The organism is uncultured Comamonas sp. (assembly GCF_964277875.1).
GTDB classification, from domain to species: Bacteria; Pseudomonadota; Gammaproteobacteria; order Burkholderiales; family Burkholderiaceae_C; genus Comamonas; species Comamonas sediminis.
Map to the genome: position 1 here is coordinate 53,895 of NZ_CAXYJV010000034.1, position 19,588 is coordinate 73,482.

At 61.4% G+C, this 19,588-nt stretch carries 15 protein-coding genes and 1 pseudogene; 7 read left to right on the top strand and 9 right to left on the bottom strand.

Features of this window, described 5'->3' with window-relative positions; translation table 11 throughout:
• Positions 1-16: 16 nt before the first annotated feature.
• Both ACHWUQ_RS12185 and ACHWUQ_RS12190 read left to right on the top strand, forming a co-directional pair.
• Positions 17-643 carry a superoxide dismutase gene (locus tag ACHWUQ_RS12185; RefSeq protein WP_394681286.1) on the top strand — a complete coding sequence of 209 codons (627 nt, stop codon included), beginning with the start codon at positions 17-19 and terminating at the stop codon, positions 641-643.
• Positions 644-702: 59 nt separating this feature from the next.
• Positions 703-1,641: a ZIP family metal transporter gene (locus ACHWUQ_RS12190; protein ID WP_394681340.1), complete on the top strand. Its 939-nt coding sequence runs from the start codon at positions 703-705 to the stop codon at positions 1,639-1,641.
• Between the two features lie 1,224 nt (positions 1,642-2,865).
• Here ACHWUQ_RS12190 and ACHWUQ_RS12195 read toward each other — a convergent pair.
• Both ACHWUQ_RS12195 and ACHWUQ_RS12200 read right to left on the bottom strand, forming a co-directional pair.
• Positions 2,866-3,417, bottom strand: coding sequence for a hypothetical protein (locus ACHWUQ_RS12195; RefSeq protein ID WP_394681287.1), 552 nt, complete (start codon positions 3,415-3,417; stop codon positions 2,866-2,868).
• Complete coding sequence (locus ACHWUQ_RS12200; RefSeq protein WP_394681288.1) at positions 3,404-4,999, bottom strand: anti-phage dCTP deaminase; 1,596 nt, start codon at positions 4,997-4,999, stop codon at positions 3,404-3,406. The genes ACHWUQ_RS12195 and ACHWUQ_RS12200 overlap by 14 nt, the downstream gene beginning before the upstream one ends.
• Before the next feature lie 87 nt (positions 5,000-5,086).
• On the opposite strand from ACHWUQ_RS12200, the pseudogene ACHWUQ_RS12205 reads away from it, so the two are divergent.
• The 5 genes and pseudogenes from ACHWUQ_RS12205 to ACHWUQ_RS12225 form a co-directional block, all read left to right on the top strand.
• Positions 5,087-5,212 (top strand): annotated as a pseudogene (locus tag ACHWUQ_RS12205) (transposase domain-containing protein); the annotation flags it as partial.
• A gap of 14 nt (positions 5,213-5,226) precedes the next feature.
• The gene (locus ACHWUQ_RS12210) at positions 5,227-5,868 is read left to right on the top strand and encodes a plasmid pRiA4b ORF-3 family protein (protein ID WP_394681289.1); all 642 of its coding nucleotides are present in this window, start codon (positions 5,227-5,229) and stop codon (positions 5,866-5,868) included.
• Between the two features lie 148 nt (positions 5,869-6,016).
• Positions 6,017-6,286: a hypothetical protein gene (locus ACHWUQ_RS12215; RefSeq protein WP_394681290.1), complete on the top strand. Its 270-nt coding sequence runs from the start codon at positions 6,017-6,019 to the stop codon at positions 6,284-6,286.
• Positions 6,283-7,512, top strand: coding sequence for an ImmA/IrrE family metallo-endopeptidase (locus tag ACHWUQ_RS12220; RefSeq protein ID WP_394681291.1), 1,230 nt, complete (start codon positions 6,283-6,285; stop codon positions 7,510-7,512). Before ACHWUQ_RS12215 ends, ACHWUQ_RS12220 begins: the two co-directional genes overlap by 4 nt.
• Positions 7,513-7,517: 5 nt before the next feature.
• The gene (locus ACHWUQ_RS12225; protein WP_394681292.1) at positions 7,518-8,624 is read left to right on the top strand and encodes a beta family protein; all 1,107 of its coding nucleotides are present in this window, start codon (positions 7,518-7,520) and stop codon (positions 8,622-8,624) included.
• Between the two features lie 1,044 nt (positions 8,625-9,668).
• Here ACHWUQ_RS12225 and ACHWUQ_RS12230 read toward each other — a convergent pair.
• The 7 genes from ACHWUQ_RS12230 to ACHWUQ_RS12260 all read right to left on the bottom strand — a co-directional run bounded on the left by ACHWUQ_RS12230 (position 9,669) and on the right by ACHWUQ_RS12260 (position 19,394).
• Entirely contained in the window at positions 9,669-11,939 is a 2,271-nt protein-coding gene (locus ACHWUQ_RS12230) for a TonB-dependent receptor (protein ID WP_394681293.1), read from the bottom strand.
• A 187-nt stretch (positions 11,940-12,126) separates the two neighbouring features.
• Positions 12,127-13,167, bottom strand: coding sequence for a siderophore ABC transporter substrate-binding protein (locus ACHWUQ_RS12235; protein WP_394681294.1), 1,041 nt, complete (start codon positions 13,165-13,167; stop codon positions 12,127-12,129).
• A 12-nt stretch (positions 13,168-13,179) separates the two neighbouring features.
• Positions 13,180-13,941, bottom strand: coding sequence for an ABC transporter ATP-binding protein (locus tag ACHWUQ_RS12240; protein WP_133857485.1), 762 nt, complete (start codon positions 13,939-13,941; stop codon positions 13,180-13,182).
• Entirely contained in the window at positions 13,938-14,906 is a 969-nt protein-coding gene (locus ACHWUQ_RS12245; RefSeq protein ID WP_394681295.1) for an iron chelate uptake ABC transporter family permease subunit, read from the bottom strand. The genes ACHWUQ_RS12240 and ACHWUQ_RS12245 overlap by 4 nt, the downstream gene beginning before the upstream one ends.
• Positions 14,903-15,853 carry an iron chelate uptake ABC transporter family permease subunit gene (locus tag ACHWUQ_RS12250; RefSeq protein ID WP_312807488.1) on the bottom strand — a complete coding sequence of 317 codons (951 nt, stop codon included), beginning with the start codon at positions 15,851-15,853 and terminating at the stop codon, positions 14,903-14,905. Before ACHWUQ_RS12250 ends, ACHWUQ_RS12245 begins: the two co-directional genes overlap by 4 nt.
• Positions 15,853-17,622, bottom strand: coding sequence for an ABC transporter ATP-binding protein (locus tag ACHWUQ_RS12255; protein ID WP_394681296.1), 1,770 nt, complete (start codon positions 17,620-17,622; stop codon positions 15,853-15,855). Before ACHWUQ_RS12255 ends, ACHWUQ_RS12250 begins: the two co-directional genes overlap by 1 nt.
• The gene (locus ACHWUQ_RS12260; protein ID WP_394681297.1) at positions 17,616-19,394 is read right to left on the bottom strand and encodes an ABC transporter ATP-binding protein; all 1,779 of its coding nucleotides are present in this window, start codon (positions 19,392-19,394) and stop codon (positions 17,616-17,618) included. Before ACHWUQ_RS12260 ends, ACHWUQ_RS12255 begins: the two co-directional genes overlap by 7 nt.
• Positions 19,395-19,588: the final 194 nt, after the last annotated feature.

Below are 19,588 nucleotides of genomic sequence, written 5' to 3' on the forward strand. Positions count from 1 at the left end.
ACGACTGACACACGATATGTCCTATACCCTCCCCAAGCTGGCCTATGCCTACGATGCCCTGGAGCCCAATATTGACGCCCAGACGATGGAGATCCACTACAGCAAGCACCACCAGACCTATGTGAACAACCTCAATGCGGCGGTTGAAGGCACGGAGTTCGCCAACCTGCCCATCGAAGCGCTGGTGGCCCAGGTGGAATCGCTGCCCGAGAAGCTGCGCCTGCCCGTGCGCAACAACGGCGGCGGCCATGCCAACCACAGCCTGTTCTGGGAAGTGATGTCGCCCAGCGGCGGCGGCCTGCCCCAAGGCGATGTGGCCAAGGCCATCGATGCCGACCTGGGTGGTTTTGAGGCCTTCAAGGATGCCTTCACCAAGGCGGCACTGAGCCGTTTTGGCAGCGGCTGGGCCTGGCTGACGGTAACGCCTGAAGGCAAGCTGGCGGTGGAAAGCAGCGCCAACCAGGACTCGCCGCTGATGAAAGGCATTGGCTCGGGCAACACCCCGATCCTGGGCCTGGATGTGTGGGAGCACGCTTACTACCTGAAGTACCAAAACCGCCGCCCTGAATACATTGCCGCTTTCTACAATGTGGTGGACTGGGGCACCGTTGCCCGCAAGTACGCCGCAGCGCTGGGCCAATAAGCCATTCCCCCACTGAGCACGCGAGCACCCACATGACCCCAGGCCACCAACCGATGGAAATGGACAACCAGCCCGATCCGCGCGATGACGCATCGCGCAGCACCGCCAGCCTTGCGCCGAAACCGGCGCTCAAGCTGCGAACCCGCATCGGTCTGCTGATCTGTGGCCTGGGGGTATTTGCACTCGGCGCGCTCATTTGGGATGGCCTCAAAAACGAGCCATCGGTGCGCAACGCACTGCTGGGCGGCTGCATGGCCGCGCTGGCCACTGCGCTGGGCACCCTGCCGGTGCTGCTGGCCCAACGCCCGTCTGAACGCACACGCGACACCCTTTTTGGATTTGGCGCCGGCGTGATGCTGGCCGCCTGCGCGTTCTCGCTGGTCATCCCCGCACTGGATGCCGCACGTGCCTCCAACATCTTTGGCGGCAGCGCCTGGGCTGCTGGCGGTGTCGTCGGCACCTCCATCCTGCTGGGCGGCATGGCCCTGTTGGTGATGGACCGCCTGCTGCCCCACGAACACTTCATCAAAGGCCGCGAAGGCGCCAGCGCCCAGCAGCTGCGCCGCACCTGGCTGTTTGTGTTTGCGATCATCCTCCACAATCTCCCCGAAGGCCTGGCCATTGGCGTGGGCTACGCCGGCAATGAAGGCATGCGCGCCAATGCGCTCGCTATCGGCATCTCCATCCAGGATGTCCCCGAAGGCTTTGTCGTCGCCGCCGCGCTGCTGGCCGTCGGCTCCAGCCGAGGCTTCTCCGTCCTGCTGGGCATCGCCTCCGGCCTGGTCGAACCCCTGGGCGCCGTCGCCGGCGCCGCCATCATCGGCAGCTCCGCCCTGCTCCTCCCCTGGGGCCTGGGCTTCGCCGCCGGCGCCATGCTCTTTGTCATCAGCCACGAAATCATCCCGGAATCGCACCGCAAGGGGCATGAGTTTTTTGCGACTACCGGGTTGATGGTGGGGTTTGTTTTGATGATGGTGTTGGATACGGCGTTGGGGTGAGGGGTGGGCGTTTTGGATGTGCTAAAGCCCGACCAACTTATATTGGGCAGTAGAAAACTAAGAAGCGACGGCTGCTTTGCAGCGTTTGCTGTCGATTCCGGAAGAAACGTTGAAGGCACCTTTGGAGCCAAAAGCGACCTCTCTGCCGATGGGCTCGCCGCCTCGGCCCCAGCACTCGCCAAGCGATAACCAATCAGTGGAGCGAAATCGAAGCTATGTGGCCCGTTGTAGGGCACACGCTGCCAGCGCCGGGGGGGGCGTCGACCCGCAGCACTTTCGGCCTGATGCTGCGTCTGCATAGATTGCTGTTTCATCCTCCCAAATTGCACGCCACACCGGTAACCGTTAACAGTCGACGCATCGATTCCTCCGCTGCGTCGCCGTCGCGCCGGTGATACTGATCGTCCAACTGAGTTCTCTGCTCGATACCCTATGGGTACCGCAGTTCGGAGTCTGAGAAGTACTTCGCGAACTACTTCATCAGGAAGAACGAGCAGGGCCTCTACAGTGCCATGCATGTCCGCACGCACGAGTATCTGCGCGCTCGTATCGAGCAGCCGGTACCAAGCCTGACCGCCGACCCACACAAAGCAGCGGGCAATCCCAGCGCGGCGATGCAAGGTGCCATCGCTGCGGTAACACTGTCAAGCTGGAACCGGTACGCCTCATCTATGGGACCGACTCGCCGCAGTACCAGCAGGCCAAGTTGTGTCAGCAGATGGGCATCCGCACACCGCCCGGTCGCCAGCAGTTGCCCCAGCATGCTCCTTGCTGACCGAGCAGCATAAGGCTCGTGAAGGTGCACAAGACCGCAGGGATGACCGGCAGCAGTCGCGTGCGAAGTCCGCGCTGGAGAGCGTGGGCCTTCGAATGCAGAACGAGATCCTCCAGAATCTGGCCAATATGAAGACACCGCAGGAAGTGGCCTGCGCCTCAGAACGCATCAGGATCCTGCAGGGCGAGGAGAAGGGGCCTCGCTGGAAGCCGAGCGTGGTCCCGGATGGAGCCGACGCTGCGGGCGGGCTGGACGATAGGCCGGGAAAAGTCGGATCGTGGAGACTTTGGCGCAGAACCTCACCTCCTGCACTCGGTAGACCTGTTGACACAATTTCCGAGGTCAATAGACATCGTGCAACCTGGAGTGGTCAAAGGTGGCTTGCAGGCCCCGAACAAAAAAGCCAACCCACTAAAAAGTAGGTCGGCTCTTTTCAGAATCATTGGAGCTTACATCCTCAGCTTCGAATCCCCATGAGAAAATTCAGCGAGAGAGTTTTTGGAAACATTCTCTAAATCGAAGTTCTTGACCAACGCCCTCTCGCAACGATGGTAAAAATCAGAATCATCAAAGAGCATAATCATTGGATGATTATCTCCCCCAATGCTTTCCGCTCGACTGCAGATGTCCCCGATAAACACAGATAATTCAAATTCGGAGGCGCGAGAGGATGAAAATCCAGTCCTACCTAAAACATCAAAATATTTTACATGCATCGAATCAAGCAGCGCGAAAGAATTAACCCTATTTGAGGAAATAAAATCAAGTCGAGGTGCCTTTCGCATATCAAAAATAGCCACTGGCTCAATGGCCTCAATAAATGCCTTGAAATCTACATTCAATGCCAGCACTTCAGAGTGAATCACAAACACCATGGGTGGAGCATTAAATGGCAGCGATATCTGCCACGCTTCGCTCGATGAGGATTCCTCTTCACCCTCATATTTTGCAGCAACATTTTTCCCGCGAAATAGGGAAATAACGTTGCTAATCTTCGACACGGTGAGCCTCTATCACGTGGGCTTCAAGTGAAGTATAGCTATCACGCATCAGCCCACTAACCCACAAAGGCTCGCTGATCGAAAGGCCTCCGCTCTCATCCTTCAACTTTCTATCTTTCATAAATGCTCTCCTGTACAGACGAGGCGCAACCCCCGTAAAGGGCCTAAATAGGACTTTCCCGTCACGCCCTTTTTGCGGCGACTTCCAACCCTTAGCAATTTGGTGAATCGCATCACTATGCAGACTCAACGCCTTGCTCTTAGGATAGGGTTCAATGTACTGGACTTCTTCAACCCCTGCAGTAACAATATGTCGTGCGCAATAGTGACAAGGAAAGGTGGTTACATACAGCTTAGTACCCACTGTTGACATGCCCTTACGTGCAGCAGTCAGAAGCGCATCCATCTCTGCATGCACTGCGCGGCTAAACTCTAAAAGTCGACCTAATGCAGTTCCCTTAAGTTGATTTGCGACCTTGGATGGATCTGCCGCCTGATTTAACTCAGGGATGGCAGATATGACTTCAGCAATAATAGCAGATTGCTCTCTGTTATTGCTGCAATATCTATTGGTGGAGAAGCAGCGATGGTCAGGAATTTCCATGCCCGAGCCATCACCAGATTCAAAATTAAAACCGTATACTCCTCCGCCAGCCGCCGGCACTTCGTTTGTTCCTGTGGAAATTACAGATCCGCTCTGATCAACTAGCGCAGCGCCCACTTGTCTAGACAAACATGCACTCCGGAACTGAGCGCCGACCGCATGAAACATTCCCGTTTCGCTAGCATCAGGTCGAATGATTTTCTTGCCGCCAAGAATATCAATTAGTCGTCCAAGTTTATCCGCAACATTCCACTCCGGATTTTCCTTTGAATCATCCGTTAGACGCGATGGCGTGTTGTCGACAAAAAAATCTGCCAAATGGAAGGTTTCTGAAACTTTCTGGCCATGTTTCTTCCCCTCTTCATTTTCATCGCGCCGCATAAACGACTTGATTTCATCAGTTGAGGAGTCACTGCATTTCTTCTCGCGTAGGCGGCTAAGCCGAGTGCTTTCCTCGCACACGACTCCAATCAGACAGAAGGCCTCTCTATACAACCCGCGCAACAGTTCAACCTCAGTGGGGTGTTTAAGCGAGTCGACGATATGAACCGTCAACGGCTTACTTTTTTCTTCTTTAATCCGAGTAACTGCGGAAACATCATCAGGCTTGTCGCGTTTTTCTTTGATTATCTCCGCAATTCTTACTGCAAGCGCAGCCTCATCACCTGCGCGAAGGCCATCACCAGCATCTTGAAATGCAGTTGCACGGCGAAGACGAGAACCCGCCTTCAACCGGTCAAGCTCTGATGAATCGATCGATTTCTCAATGATCTGACTCACCTTAATACGATGAATTTTTGAGCCTTCGAATTGACTTGCTACTAATCGCTCCAGTGCATCAGCAACAAAAGTGGTACCGGACCCAACTGGACCTACGACGGCAAAAACTAATTCATCAGCAGCCAGATCGTTGAATTTCGCTCGTGTACGGTGCGAATTGCTGATGTTACTGATGGGAACAGTTGCAGGTAGGGCCATGGGTGTGGGTAGTGACGTCTCGTTACGCGTGAGTATAAGTCCAAGTACCCGACGCTGCTTCCGTCTTGATGGCCGGACGCCCCCGAAAGGTTGAACGTGCTTGATCCCGAGGCCTATCTACGCGATGTGCTGACGCGCATTGCAGAGCATTCCATCAACCGCATCGACGAGTTGCTGCCGTGGAACATCGGCCGACACGCCGAAGACCACTGAAGAGCAGCTTGAGCATGGCAAGCAAGGCACAATGGATCAAGACACCGACGGCGATCCTGCAACTGCATAACGAATTGCGCGGCATCAGGCCTAAGGTCTGGCGGCGTGTCCTGGTACAAGAGACGATCACCCTGATCAAGCTGCACCAGGTCATCCAGGCAACCTTTGGCTGGGGCCACTCGCACCTGCACGAGTTCATCGCTAGCTACGGCGAGCGCTATGGCACGCCCGATCCGCTGTATGACGAGCCTGGCTCGATCACCAGCGAGAGCACGCGACTGACCACCGCGCTGAACCGGTCGACGTTGAGCCATGTCTACGACTTCGGGGACTACTGGGACCAACGCATAAAGGTCGAGAAGAAGCTCGCATCGGATCCGCTGCTGCCCCTGCCATTGTGCGCCGGTGGCGCCTGTTCAGCGCCACCGGAAGATTGTGGAGGTGCGCTAGGTTATGCTCAGGTCGTGCAGGCGATGGCCAACCCAGATGATCCCGAGCACGACAACATGGTCGAATGGATCAGTGCTTATACCTGGGATCCATTGGCCTTCGACACCATCAAGACCAAAGACCGGCTCGACACCGTTGAAGCGGTACTCGATCAATTGCGCAGCGGCCCAGCCATCTATCCTGCGCCAGCGGCATTGCAAGCCTAATCCTGACTTGAAAGCCATGGCCTGCCAGAAGGGCGCTATGCGTCACAGCACTGACCTTGGTCACCGCCACTGCGGTTAAACGCTTGGAATGATTTTTCCCAATTTAATTTCGCAATTCCCGTTTTGGGAATGTGATAGAGTTCAGACCATGAAGCTCGTTGGAAAAAACGCTCTTGCAGACTTTGAGGCACCTGTACTGGCGAGGCGCCGGCTGACGCTGTGGTGCAAGGAAGTCAGCGCGGCGAAGTGGCGCGACCTGAAGGATCTGCTGGAGCAGCATCCTCGGGCGCGTGCAAGCGGCGATACGGTGCGCTTCAACTTCGACGCGCAGGGCGTTTACGTGGAAGCGCTGGTTTGCTATTCGGCGGCTGTAGTTTGCATCGAGCGAGTTGGCGTTGTGGAAGGACTTTCAGTGTGAAGAGGGCCGAAAACCCCGTTGCGGACATCGAGATCCGTGTAATTCGTAATGAGAGCCAGTACGAGGAATGCCTGCAACTGCTGCGCTCCCTCATGGCCTCTGCTAGCAATGGTGCCAAGCCAAATGACGAGCTGGAGCTGTTGGCCATGGTTCTTGAACGCTACGAGGAGGAGCGCTATGCACTCACGTCCATCGATCCGGTAGACGCCATTGCCCTTAAGATGGCCGAGCTCGGCTGGAGTCAAAAGGATCTGGCAACTGCGCTTGGCAGTGCCTCTCGCGCCTCCGAAATTCTCAATCGCAAGCGTCCGCTGAGCATTGAGCACATCCGGGTGCTGCATCGTGAACTGAAGATTCCGGCCGAGGTGCTGATCGGCCAGTCCCAGCCTGGCGACACGTTCACGGACGAGGACCTAAAGAAGCTGCCTCTGAAGGAGATGGTTCGGCGTGGCTGGTTAGGCAGTCAATCCCTGGATGCTCAGGGGGCCTTGGCACAGGTCAAAGACTTCCTCGCACGGGTGTCGCTCGGCGCGACGCCTGTGTTCATGCGTCGGTCGGTGTATGGCGGGATCGACGAGGGCACGCGCCTAAGCACCTACGCCTGGCTTTCCCGGGTCGTTTTGCGCGCACGCCAGGAACAGCGCCATAGCACGCGGTTCATTCCCAACTCATTGTCGACAGAGTTTATGCAGCAGGTCGCTAAGCTGAGCTGCACGGACCAGGGACCAGCCCTGGCGCAAGAGTTTCTGGCCATGAAGGGCATCTCACTCGTGGTAGAGCGGGAGCTTTCTGGCATGAAGCTGGACGGTGCGGTGGTTCGCGACGATGACGGTTCGCCCATCATTGGCATGACGCTGCGCCATGATCGGCTGGATTCATTCTGGTTTACCCTGATGCACGAGCTGGCCCACTTGCAAAGGCATCTGGGGAGCCAAGCTATTGCTTTTGTGGATGACATCGGTAATGTCGATTCGACTGATCAGAGAGAGCGCGAGGCGGATGCAATAGCTGCTGAAGTCATGATTCCGCGCGCAGTATGGGCGCGCTCAGATGCGGCACGCCGTCGTACGGGTGACGCTATAGAGAGCTTGGCGAGTGAATTGCGGATTAGCCCCGCCATCGTGGCTGGGAGGATCCGGCGAGAAACGAACAACTGGAAAATTCTGACCAAATACCTGGGTCAGGGCGAGGTTCGGCGTCATTTCCCGAACGTTGTGTGGGACTAGCAATCATGAAAATAGGGATGGCCCCGGTCTATATGCCGGTACTTCGGACGAAAAACGGTGAGAAGCAGGCGCTGCTCAACCTTGAGCCGATAGACAAGGCGAGGCTGCTGCCACTATTTGACGTGCAGGCGCCTGAATCCGGTGCGCCCGTTGACGATCAGCTCGAGATAGCTGTGGAGTTCGTTCGCGAAGCCTGGGCAACCAAGCAAGAGTTCTTGCTGGACATTTCTCAGCTAGCATCAGATCTCCGCACCGCCAGCGGAATGCATCCGCTCCGGTATCTGGCGATGGCATTTGAACAGGCGTTGTTCCAGCCGACGATGTGCTTTGCCTTTGATCGCAGCGACGACGCCTATGAAGCCGCGTTCTTAGCCGCGGTGCGGGGACAAGGTGAATCGGCGAAAGCTGCGTTCCGGCTGCAGCAGCATGACCTGCTGTTGTGGGAGGAAACGTTCAGCCGACTGAATGCCCTGCGTGCGGCATTACGCATTGCACCAGAGCGACTGATGGTCATTGCTGACATGCAGTCCCTCCGCGGCCCACAGGTGGTAGACGCGTCCGTGTTGGAGGGGCGCTTCAAGGACCTGGCGGCACGGGGCTTTGGACGGCTCGTCGTGTTGGGATCGAATATGCCCGAGTCGCAGAATCTACCGAAAGACGATGAGTTGGAGGTTCGGCGACTTGAAGTTGACATCTGGGAAGCGCTGCGGCCCGCCGTACCAGCACTGATGTTTGGTGACTATGGCATCGTCCATCCGACATCTGTCTACATCCCACACTCTGGCATGGCCATCCCGGCACCTAAGGCGAAGTACACCTTGCCCACGCGTTGGCAGATTATCAAAGGGCACTTGCCTAAGAGAGGGGAAGCGAGCCAGTACTACAAAATCGCCCGAAGACTGGTCAACGCTACTTGGTTCCAACCCAATGATTTCGGATGGGGCGCAGAGAACATCAGGGAGATCGCGACAGGACACCGCGGCAAGAGGGGCAACAACACAGATTGGGTGGCTTACACAACGGAGATCCACCTTGCCATGACCGTTAGGCAGATGGCAGTGGCAGTCCGGACCGCGACGGAATCGGCAGTTGGATATAAAGAAGTGACTTAAGTGGAAGACCGTTCGGCAGCATGGCCGCTGAGGTAAGGGGCAACGTGTTCAAGGGCGCATCTTGGTCAGTTGCACGTTGTCAACGCTAGCCTTGGTAGCCGGAAAGTTTTACTGCTGGGCGGTATTGTTGGATAGGAGCAGCCGAGCGCCAAGACTCTGCAGAGCGACTATACGAATAGCTGATCATTTAACGACCGGTGATGACTGCGGCGGTCACTCAGAGCGCTGGCTGTGACTGAGTCAGTGCAGCCTAAAACGGATATCGAAGCATGATCACTGCCAATCGACACTTCGATACCGGCTGAAATGCATCGCCAACCCTTCGCAATAACTTCAAGCCTCTTCGGAGTCGATCTCGACGAATTGCGATTTACGATCCACCGGCGCCCAAGACCCCAATCACCCCACAACCCCAAAGCTTATTTGCGAATGATTCTCAATTGAGCGTATACTGCACCCATGGCGTAGCAATTGCGGCTACTCCAAGGTTCATCGTGGGGCGACTTACCGGAACTGTCCGGAAGTCGTTTTTGCCAGCCAATGGTTCACACTAGCCACGCATTTTTTTGCGATGAACACCGGCTTCGATAGCGCCATTGCAGCGCAGCGATCCAGTCTCTGACAGCGCCTTTGCTCTGCCCTGCCAATGGTTGGCAAGCCAGCACCACCAGGCCTTCTGTCCACCCTCCCCTGATCTCTCTATACATACACATGCCCAGGGCATGTTTTTTTGCGTCTGCACAGTGCCTCGCATGGACTGCATCTGCGCGCAAGACCGCCCCAGCCCAACAAAAAAGCCCAGATCACCCCTACCAACGGCAGCAGCAATCTGGGCCTACTCACCACACCCAACGCAGCGGCAAGCGCTGCAGCAAGGTAGCTACTAAGAGCCGCTAACACAACCCTTGATACGTCGATGCCTAGCCAGCCGCCTCAAGCCTTGTCGCACGCCTGTACTGTCTGCGGCTTGATGCCTTTTCGGGGGCGCCCAGCCTCAACCGCAAACCTTCGGTTTGCTGGGTCGTGTTAGCGGCTCTGACTCAATTAAAAATCCACCGATGCCGACAGCGCAAACGTACGCGGCGCGCCCAGCGCCAGGCTGGACAGCTGGGGCATGCCCCAGTAGGACTTGTTGGTCGCATTCAGAACAGACGCCCGCAAGGTGACAGGCTTGTCGGCCACCTTGGTGCTGTAGCGGGCGCCCAGGTCGTAGGTGGTGCGGCCGGCGGCCCAGAGGCTGTTGTCGGCGCTGATGTACTGGCGGGATACGGCGGTGGCGTTGGCGTTGAGGGCCAGGCCTTGCACGCCGGGGACATCCCACTCCGCACCCAGCTTGCCCTGCCACTTGGGCGTGCCGGTGGCGAGCTTGCCTTGGTTGACGCCGCCAGCGGTTTGCGTCAGCTTGGGCGCGGTGTAGGCCACACCGCCCATCAGGCGCAGGCCGTGCATGGCGTTGCCGAAGAAGCTCCACTCAATGCCACGGTTGCGTTGCTCGCCGCCGAACGAGTAGACGTTGGTCACAGGGTCGGTGTAGCTGCTGGGCCGGGTGATCTCAAACACGCTGACGGTGTGGGCGAAGTCGCCCAGGTCGAGCTTGAGGCCCATCTCCTTTTGCTTGCTCTTGTACGGCGCAAACACTTCGCCGGCGTTGGCAGCAGTCATGGGTGCGGTGGCGCCCTGGCTCAGGCCTTCGATGTAGTTGGCATAGAGTGAGAGGTTGTCGCTGGCCTTGACCAGCAGCGCAGCGGCGGGCGAGGTGGCGCTTTCGTCATAGCGCGAGGTGCGCGCGCCCGAGGTGATGTTGTAGGTGTCGCTGATCACCTGCTGGCGGCGCACGCCCAGGGTCAGCTGCACGCGGTCTTGCGCCATCGACAAGGTATCGGCGATGCCATAGCTGGCCAGGCGCACCTCGGTGTGGGAGATGTGGGGAGCAACAAAGTCGGCCGCCGGGCCCCATACCGGGTTGTAGATATTGGTGGTCCAGTCGGCGCCGGGCACGCTGCGGCGGCCGTAGTCGTTTTGCTTGTGGGCGTAGTGCGTGGCATTGATGGCCCACTGGTGGCCCACGGCACCGGTCTGGGTGCGGCCCTTGATGCCGACGTCGCCCGACTGCTTTTTGACATCAAAGGCGAGCTGGCCCATCGTGGTGCGGAAGTCGCCTGCAGTGTTCAGCACCAGGGCCGACATCGCCCCGTTGTACTGGTAGTCGGTCTTGCTCATGCCAAAGGCGGCATAGGCCATGACCTGGTCGTTCAGGTCGTACTCGCCGCGCAGGATGGCGGCCTTGTCCTTGGTGCGCACGGTGGACCAATCGGGGTTCAGCAAGGTATCGCCCTTGGGCACCTTGGGGATGGGCAGGCCGGGCGACAGGCTGATGCCCCGGTTGACGCCGTTGACCCGGTCGTCGCTGGCATAGAAGTCGGCCGACAGGCGGGCGCGGTCGCCACGCCAATCCAGCGCCAGGGATGCGAGCTGCACCTTCTTTTGCTGGTCCTGGATGGAGCCATCGCCATCGCGGTAGACGCCATTGAAACGCACACCGAGCTGCTGGCGGTCGCCAAAACGGCGGCCCATGTCCAGGTGGCCGCCAAACTGCGAATCGGACATGTAGGTGGTGGTAAAGCGGGTCAGCGGATCGTTGCCGGCGCGCTTGGGCACCAGGTTGACGGCACCGCCCACCGAGCCGCCTGGCGGCATGCCGTTGAGCAGCGCCGATGGGCCCTTGAGCACTTCGATGCGCTCAAACATCTCGGGCGAGGTGCGGTAGTACGGCGCCATGCCGTAGAGGCCGCCAAAGGTCATGTCGGTGGAGCTGGACGAGAAGCCCCGGATCGAATAGTTCTCGGCCCAGGCGCCGGATACGCCGTTGCTGAACACCGTAGGGTCGGTGGCTGCAATCACATCGGTGATGTTCTGCGCCTGGCGGTCTTCGATGTACTTCTCGGTGTAGCCGATGGTGCTGAACGGCGTCTCCATGAAATCCTTGTCGCCCAGCAGGCCCACGCGGCCGCCGGTGGTGACCTGGCCGCCGGCGTAGGGCGCTGCGACCTGGGCGGCTTTTTCTTGCACCGTTATGGGTGCCAGGGTGACGGCGTTGTCTGCCGCTGCTGCCGGCTCGGCCGCGCTGCTGGTTTGTGCGTTGGCCAGCGGCGCTGCGACCAGCATGGCGCCAATGGTCAGGCCCAGCAGCACTTGCGGGCTGAGGGGGTTGAGCGCGCTGCGGCGCAGAGGGAAAGGTGCTGCAAGCGGCGCGGCGTGGCCTGCGCTGCGCAAAGCGCGGGCGGCACGGTGCTGGGGTTGAAGGCGTTGAGACATGCCTGGTTCCTTAGATGTGATGACTACAGAAAAAGCAAGGGCGGCGCGCTGGCGGGCGCCGGTGCTTGGCGCACGGCGGTGCCCAGCGCAATGCGCCTGGAGGTTTTTTGGCTGGGTCGGAACCTGGCTACAACGGGAGGGAAAAAGAGAAGCTGGGCTTGGTGGCTGGCTGACGGCTGGCTAGCGATCAGCCTGGGTAGCCGCGCAGCACGTCGTCAATCAGCAGGCTGAGCGACGTGGGACTGGCGCCGGTGGTGTACCAGGCGTCGGCATCGACAAAGACGACGCGGCCGCTCTTCCAGGCCTTGGTCTCGCGCAACAAGGGGTTGGCCAGCTGGTCGGCGGTCATCACCGCGTGGCGCTCCATCACGGCGCTGCGGTCCACCACATAGAGGATGTCGGGGTTGGCCTGCTGGATGAACTCGCTGGAGATGGGCTGGCCATGCAGGCTGCCCTCGGCATCGGTGCTGGCAGGCTTGACGCCCAGATCGCTGAACACAAAGCCGTAGCGCGACTGCGGGCCGAAGGAGCTGAAGGCGCCGTTGTTGTGCAGCACGATCAAGGCCTTGTCGTTGCTGCCCTCGATGCGCTGGCGGGCTTGCGCCAGCTTGGCATCCAATGCGGCCACCTTTTGTGCAGCCAGCGCCTCTTTGTCAAAGATGCGGCCCAGGGTCAGCAAATGCTCTTTGACGACCGCGATATGCCGGGCATGGCTGTCCTTGAAATCCACATCCAGGTGGATGGTGGGTGCGATCTCGCTCAGCGCCTGGTAGTGGTTGGCCTGCAGGGGCGTGATCAGGATCAGGTCGGGCTTGAGCGCATGCACGCGCTCCAGGTTGGGTTGCACGATGGCGCCCAGGTCTTGCACGGCCTCATCGGCTTTGTACTTGGCCAGAAAGTGCGGCACATAGTCTTTGACCATGCCGGCAATCGGCACGCCGAGTTGGTCGAGGAAATCAGCCTCATTCATTTCCAGCGCAGCCACCCTTTGCGGGGTGCGGGGAATGACGGTGCTGCCCAGCTGGTGCTGCACAGTGATGGGCGCGGCGGCCGGTGGGCTGCTGGCTGCAGTGCTGGCTGATGGCGCATCAGCGGCCGAGCTGGATGCGCGCTCGCAGCCACTCAGGGCCAGGGCGATGGTGACAGCGGCGGCTGCGGTAATGGCCGTAGACAGGGGCCGCAGAAAGTTGCGGGCGCAGGTGCGGGTGCGGTTGCGGTTGCGTTGCATGGCAAAGGTTTCCTAGGTCTTGAAGTAGTTGCACAGGCATCCCTGCGCGGTGCGGCTGATGTCAAACCGCAGCTCGAACAGCTGCGACAGATTGGCTTCGGAGATGACGTCATCGCTGGGCCCGCTAAAGCACAGCATTCCGCCTTTGAGCGCAACGATATGGTCCGAGTAATTGGCGGCAAAGTTGATGTCGTGGATGACCAGGATCACCGTGCGGCCGGCCTCGTCGCAAAGCCTGCGCAGCGCGCGCATGATCTGCACGGCATGCTTCATGTCCAGGTTGTTCAGCGGCTCGTCGAGCAGCAGCACATCGGTCTGCTGGGCAATCGTCATCGCCAAAAAGGCCATCTGCCGCTGGCCGCCACTGATCTCGTCGATATAGGCGTGGCGCAGCGGCTCCAGCGACAGGAAGGCGATGGCCTCATCGACGGCCTGCTGGTCTTTGCTCGTCAACGTACCCCGGTGGTGCGGAAAGCGGCCAAAGCCGACCAGCTCTTCCACCGTCAAGCGCATCTGAAAACCGGGCGACTGGCGCAGGGTGGCGATGCGCAGCGCATAGTGCGCCACCGAGATGGTGGCAATGCTGCGGCCATCGAGCTGGATCTCGCCACTGCTGGGCGCCAGCAGGCGGGCAATCATCATCAGCAAGGTGGATTTGCCAGCGCCGTTGGGGCCTATGAGCGAGGTGATGCGCCCAGCCGGGAAGGCGGTGCTGACGCCGGACAGCACGGCGCGGCTGCCATAGGATTTATGGAGGTTGCTGACAATGATCATGAGAGAGCTCGGCCGCGCACCGTCAGCGCCAGAAAATAAGCACCGCAGACAAGGTTGACCAGGATGCTGACGGTGGTCTTGTAGTTGAAAACATGCTCCACCAGCAGCTGCGCTACCAGGAAGATGGCGATGGCGACGGCGCAGCCCATCGGCAAGGTGCTGCGGTGGCGCCATTGCGGTGCCAGCGCGTAGACGATGTTGGCCACAAAGATGCCCATGAAGGCCGTCGGCCCGATGAGGCTGGTGGACACCGCCACCAGCACCGCCACCAAGGCCAGGTAGAGGCGCATGCAGCGCGCATGGGGCACGCCCAGCGATATGGCCTGCTCGCGGCCCAGCGCCATCACATCCAGCACCGGCAGGGTTTTGTGCAGCACCAGGCATACCGCCCCCACGGCCAGCGCCGCATAGGCCAGGGTATCGGGCCGGGCGCGGTTGAAGGATGCATAGCTCATGCCCTGGAACACCGCAAACTCGCCCGGGCTGATGCGCAGCTGCACAAACTGGGTGAAGGTGCCGATCACCATGGTCAGCACCAGGCCGACGAGCAGCAGCACATAGATATCGCCCTGCCCCCGGCGCAGCAGCCAGCGCTGCAAGGCCCAGGAGTAGCCCAGCATCAGCGCCACCGACACCAGAAAATTGCCGCGCTCACCCAGCACGCCCATGCCTTGCGCGCCCAGCACCAGCAGCAGCAATGCCTGCCACAGCAAGAACACCGCCTCATAGCCCATGATGGCGGGGGTCAGGATGCGGTTGCCCATCAGGGTTTGGAACACGATGGCCGACACCGCCACGCAGATGCCGCCCAGCGCAATGGCGGCCAGGCGCAGCAAACGCCGGGGGATGACATAGCCCAGATCCATGCCCGAGCCCAGCAGCACAAAGCCCAGGGCCAGCACGGCGATGCCCAGCCACAGCGCATGGCTGGTGCTCACGGCCTTCATCGTGATCGTGCGCTTCATCGCCGGCCCCGCAGAATCAGTACCAGGAACACCACGCCGCCCAAGGCGCCGGCGGTGAGCCCGATGGGCACCTCAAACGGATAGATCAGCAGGCGGCCGGCGATATCGCAAACCAGCAGCAGGCTGGCACCGCCCAGCGCCACCAGCGGCAGGGTGCGGGCCAGGTGATCGCCCTTGTACAAGGCCACCAGCTGCGGCACGACCAGCCCGACAAAGGGGATGGCGCCGACGGCAATGACGGTGGCCGAGACGGTAACGGCCACCAGCACCAGGCCCAAGGTGGCAGTGGCCGCATAGCCCAGCCCCAAGCTGGTCGCCATCTCCTCCCCCATGCCCAGCACGGTAAAGCGCTGCGCATACAGATAGGCCAGCGCCACCACCGGCAGGATGATGTAGAGCATCTCGTAATGGCCTTGGACGATGCGCGAAAAATCGCCCAGCAGCCAGCCCTGCATGCTTTGCAGGATGTTGTTGCGGTAGGCATAGAACTCGGCCACGGCGCTGAGCACGCTGCCGTACATCAGCCCGATCACGGGCACCAGGACGGTGTTCTTGAAGCGGATGCGCGCGATGATGGCGACATAGAGCAGGCTGGATGCAAAGCAGAACAGCAGCGCCAGCGCCATACGGCCCGGGGCGCCGGCAGAGGGCACCAGGGTCATCGCGATCAGGATGCCGAGCTTGGCGGCATCGAGCCCGCCCGAGGTACCAGGCTCCACGAATTTGTTGCGCACGATGTGCTGCAGGATCACGCCGCAGACGGCCAGGCCTGCACCGGTCAGCACCAGCGCGGCCAGGCGCGGCAGGCGGCTGGCTGTCAAGGTGAGCCAGGCATCACCGGAACCGCCCGAGAAGGCCCACAACTGCGACCAGGCCATCTGGCGCGCTCCCACCAACAGGGACGCCAGGCACAGCAGCGCAAACCCCAACCACCAGCGCAGCCGCATCACACCGGCTCCCCGCCCGCCGCCATGCGCCAGCCCTGGGCCTGCGCGCGCTGGGCCAACCACTGCGCATAGCGGCCCGCATGCGCCGCCAGCTGCGCCGGTGTGCCCTGCTCCACCACCTGGCCGCCCTCCAGCACCAGCACCTGGTCGGCCATCGCAATGGTCGACAGCTGGTGCGCAATCACCACCACGGTGCGCTGGCCGCGCAGCCGCTCCAGGGTCTGGGCAATCAGCGCCTGGTTCTCGGTATCGAGCGCGGCGGTGGCCTCGTCCACCAGCAGGATGGGCGCATCCTTGATCAGGGCGCGCGCAATCGCAATGCGCTGGCGTTCGCCACCCGAGAGCTGGGCGCCGCCCTCGCCCACGGGGCTGTCCATGCCGCCGGGCAGGCGCTGGGCGATGCTGTCCACCCCAGCCTGGCGCGCGGCCTCCCACAGCTCGGCATCGCTGGCACCGGGCCGGCCGATGCGGATGTTGTCGGCGATGCTGCCGGCAAACAAATAGCTGTCCTGAAAGATCTGGCTGATCTGCGCGGCCAGTTGGGCCTCGTCCATCTGCCGCACATCGCTGCCGCCAATCAACACCCCGCCCCGGTCCACATCCCAAAAGCGCGCCATCAGCCGCACCAGCGTGCTCTTGCCGGATCCCGATGCCCCCACCAAGGCCGTCATGCTGCCCGGCGGCACATGCAGGTTGATGCCGCGCAGCACGGCGGGCTGGTCTGCGCCATAGGAGAAATGCACATCGCGCAAGGTGATCGATGCATCGCGCGGCAGTTGGGGGTGCGGCGGCTGCTGCGGCTGCGGCAGGGGTTGCTGCGCAAACAGTGCATCCATCGCATCGAGCTGGCCGCGCGCCGTGCGCAGTGCCTCGGCATAGCCGACCAGCTCCAGCAGCGGCTCGACAAAGCGGCTGATCAGCAGCATGGACAGCACGGTGGCGATGACCTGACTGGGCGCCAAGGCCTGGGCACTGTGCTGATCGATGCCAATCACGACGGCGGCCAGCAAGGCCGCAAACACCGCCTGCACGGCCCAGACATTGAGCACCGACGACAGCGCGGACACCGCAATCAAGCGCCCCGCCGACTGGCGCTGCTGGTCGATCGCCTGCGCCACAAAGCGGGTGCTCTGGCCGCCGCCCTGGAAAGCGCGCAAGACCGACTGGGCCTGCGCAAACTCCACCATGCGCTGGCCGGCCTGGGCAAAGTCGCGCTGAAACGCGGCATCGGCCCAGCGGCCCATGCGGGCGGTCAACAGCAGTACGCCTAGCAGCAAGGGCAAGGCCACAAGCCCCACCAGGCCCAGGCGCCAGTCCTGCACAAACAGCAGCGCCAGCACCACCGAGGGCGCCACCACACCGCTGATGACAGGGGTGAACACATGGGCGGGCAGCTGGGCCACGGCCATCATCCCCTGGGTGACCAGGTGGCTGACCTTGGCGGTGTTCTGCGCGTTGAACCAGCCCATCGGCAAGCGCGCCACATGGGCGCCCAGCCGGTGGCGGCCGGTTTGCAATACCGCTACGCCTACGCCCACCCCGGCCTGCTCCACCCGGCCGCGCCACCACCAGGCCAGCACCACGGCGGCCAACAAGGCCAGCAGCCAGGCGCCAGCGCCGCGCCACTGGGCTTGCAACAGCTGCGCCATCAGCGGCAGCAGCAAGGCCGTGCAAAGGCCGCAGAGCACGCCATACAGCGCCGCCATCCAGGCGTAACGGCGCAGCAAAGGGGCTTGCTCGCCCAGCAGCAGGTTCAAGGTTTTCAGCATGGAGTAGCCTCCGGCGCAGCGGCATAGCCACCTTCGCGCCACAGGCGGGCGTAGCGCCCATCCTGGGCCAGTAGATCGGCATGGCGGCCCTGCTCCACCAGGCGCCCTTCGTCGATCACGAGGATCTGGTCGGCCTGCATGACGGTGTCCAGCCGGTGGGCGATCACTAGCACCGTGCGGCCTTGCGCAAAGCGCGACAGCGCGTGCTGAATGGCGGCCTCGCTGTCGGCATCCGCAGCGGCGGTGGCCTCGTCCAGCACCAGAATGGGCGCATCCATCAGCACGGCGCGGGCAATGCTGATGCGCTGGCGCTCGCCGCCAGAGAGCTGTGCGTCCTCGCCCAGCACCGCGTCATAGCCGCGTGGCAGCGCTGCTATGCAGTCATGCACATCGGCGGCGCGTGCGGCGGCTTCCACCTCGGCCTGGCTGGCGCCGGGCCGGCCCAGCGCGATGTTGTCGCGCAGGCTGGCATGGATCAGGCGCACATCCTGCAGCACAAAGCCGATGCGCCGGTAGAGCTCGGCGCTGCCGATGGCGCGCAGATCGGCGCCGCCCAGCGTGATGCGGCCTTCGGTCGGATCAAAAAAGCGCAGCAGCAAACGCGCAATGGTGGTTTTGCCGGCGCCCGAGGGGCCAACAATGGCCGTAACCGTGCCCGGCGCCAGCTCGAAGCTGATGCCCGCCAGCACCTGCTGGCCCGGCGCATAGGCATAGCCCACCTGCTCAAAATTAATGCCGTTGTTTAGCGGTTGCTGCTGCTCGTTGGGTGCGGGTTGTGGCAACACACGGATGTCGAGCAATGTCAATACACGCTCCGCTGCAGCGGTGGCGCCCTGCAGGTCATGCAGCAAGGTGTGCAGCAGCAGCACCGGCGCGCAGATGCCGGGGGCGACCAGCACAAAGGGCAGCAGATCCAGCGGCGCCAGCGCACCCAGGCTGCCCAGCAGGCAGCCACCGGCCAGCACAAAGCCCAGCACGGTGACCGGGGCAGCCATGCCATGGGCATGGGCCATCGCGCCGACGAGGGGGCGCACAAAATCTCTGAACGCCTGCGCAAACGCATCGACCGCGCCCTGGTAGCTGGCCTGGCCCTGTCCGCTGTTGCCATAGGCCTTGATGACGGGCATGCCGGCGACAAAGGCCACGGCCGCCGATTGGATGCGGCCCATATGGCCGGCGAACACGCCCATCTGCGCGCCACTGGACTGCAGCGCGCGGCGCAGAAACCAGACATAGCCGGGGAACGGCAGCAACGCGATCAAGGCCATGCGCCAGTCCTGCACCACGAGGTAGGCGACCGCCACCACAATCGCGCCGCCTGCGCGTGCCACCGAGGTGTAGAAATGCGCGCTCAGGCTGTGCAAGGTGGCGATGTCGTCTTGCAGCACCTGCTTGACCTCGCCCGACGAGCGGCTGCTGAACCAGCCCAGCGGCACCTGGCCCAGCCGCAGCACGGCGGCCTTGCGCAGGCCATGGGTGAGCCGGTTGTCTGCCATATGGGCCAGCACCTCGCCCGCCAGCATCAGCAACGCGGCAGTAAACAAGCTGCCCAGCGCTGGCCACAACAAAGCCCAGATGCCGGCGGTATCTGCGGGCTCAGCAAGCGCGAGCTGCGCGATACGCACCATCGCCGCCAGCGGCACCAGGCTGAGCATGGCCCCCAGGCCTGACAGCAGTGCGGCCAGCGCCAAGCGCGCGCGAATCGGGTGGAGCACCCGGCGAATGGGGCCGGGCCCTGGGGCTGCGGCAGCTGCCGCGTCATGAGCATGCATGGGAGCAAGACCTGGAGAGAAACATAGCAACGCCCCGTGCATGCGCCGCTGCCATCAAGGCGCGGGCACTGCGTGATTCATGTGCCAGTTCTCCAAAAGACAGGCAAGAGCAACGCGAAACGCAACAGGAATAATAATTAGTTGCATCATACTAAACTAATAAATTACCGTACATCTTTTACAGCTATCGCCAA

Coding starts and splice junctions, on each gene's coding strand:
- ACHWUQ_RS12185 (WP_394681286.1), top strand. CDS start 17: ATGTCCTATACCCTCCCCAAGCTGGCCTATGCCTACGATGCCCTGGAG.
- ACHWUQ_RS12190 (WP_394681340.1), top strand. CDS start 703: ATGGACAACCAGCCCGATCCGCGCGATGACGCATCGCGCAGCACCGCC.
- ACHWUQ_RS12200 (WP_394681288.1), bottom strand. CDS start 4,999: ATGGCCCTACCTGCAACTGTTCCCATCAGTAACATCAGCAATTCGCAC.
- ACHWUQ_RS12210 (WP_394681289.1), top strand. CDS start 5,227: ATGGCAAGCAAGGCACAATGGATCAAGACACCGACGGCGATCCTGCAA.
- ACHWUQ_RS12215 (WP_394681290.1), top strand. CDS start 6,017: ATGAAGCTCGTTGGAAAAAACGCTCTTGCAGACTTTGAGGCACCTGTA.
- ACHWUQ_RS12225 (WP_394681292.1), top strand. CDS start 7,518: ATGAAAATAGGGATGGCCCCGGTCTATATGCCGGTACTTCGGACGAAA.
- ACHWUQ_RS12230 (WP_394681293.1), bottom strand. CDS start 11,939: ATGTCTCAACGCCTTCAACCCCAGCACCGTGCCGCCCGCGCTTTGCGC.
- ACHWUQ_RS12235 (WP_394681294.1), bottom strand. CDS start 13,167: ATGCAACGCAACCGCAACCGCACCCGCACCTGCGCCCGCAACTTTCTG.
- ACHWUQ_RS12240 (WP_133857485.1), bottom strand. CDS start 13,941: ATGATCATTGTCAGCAACCTCCATAAATCCTATGGCAGCCGCGCCGTG.
- ACHWUQ_RS12245 (WP_394681295.1), bottom strand. CDS start 14,906: ATGAAGCGCACGATCACGATGAAGGCCGTGAGCACCAGCCATGCGCTG.
- ACHWUQ_RS12250 (WP_312807488.1), bottom strand. CDS start 15,853: ATGCGGCTGCGCTGGTGGTTGGGGTTTGCGCTGCTGTGCCTGGCGTCC.
- ACHWUQ_RS12255 (WP_394681296.1), bottom strand. CDS start 17,622: ATGCTGAAAACCTTGAACCTGCTGCTGGGCGAGCAAGCCCCTTTGCTG.
- ACHWUQ_RS12260 (WP_394681297.1), bottom strand. CDS start 19,394: ATGCATGCTCATGACGCGGCAGCTGCCGCAGCCCCAGGGCCCGGCCCC.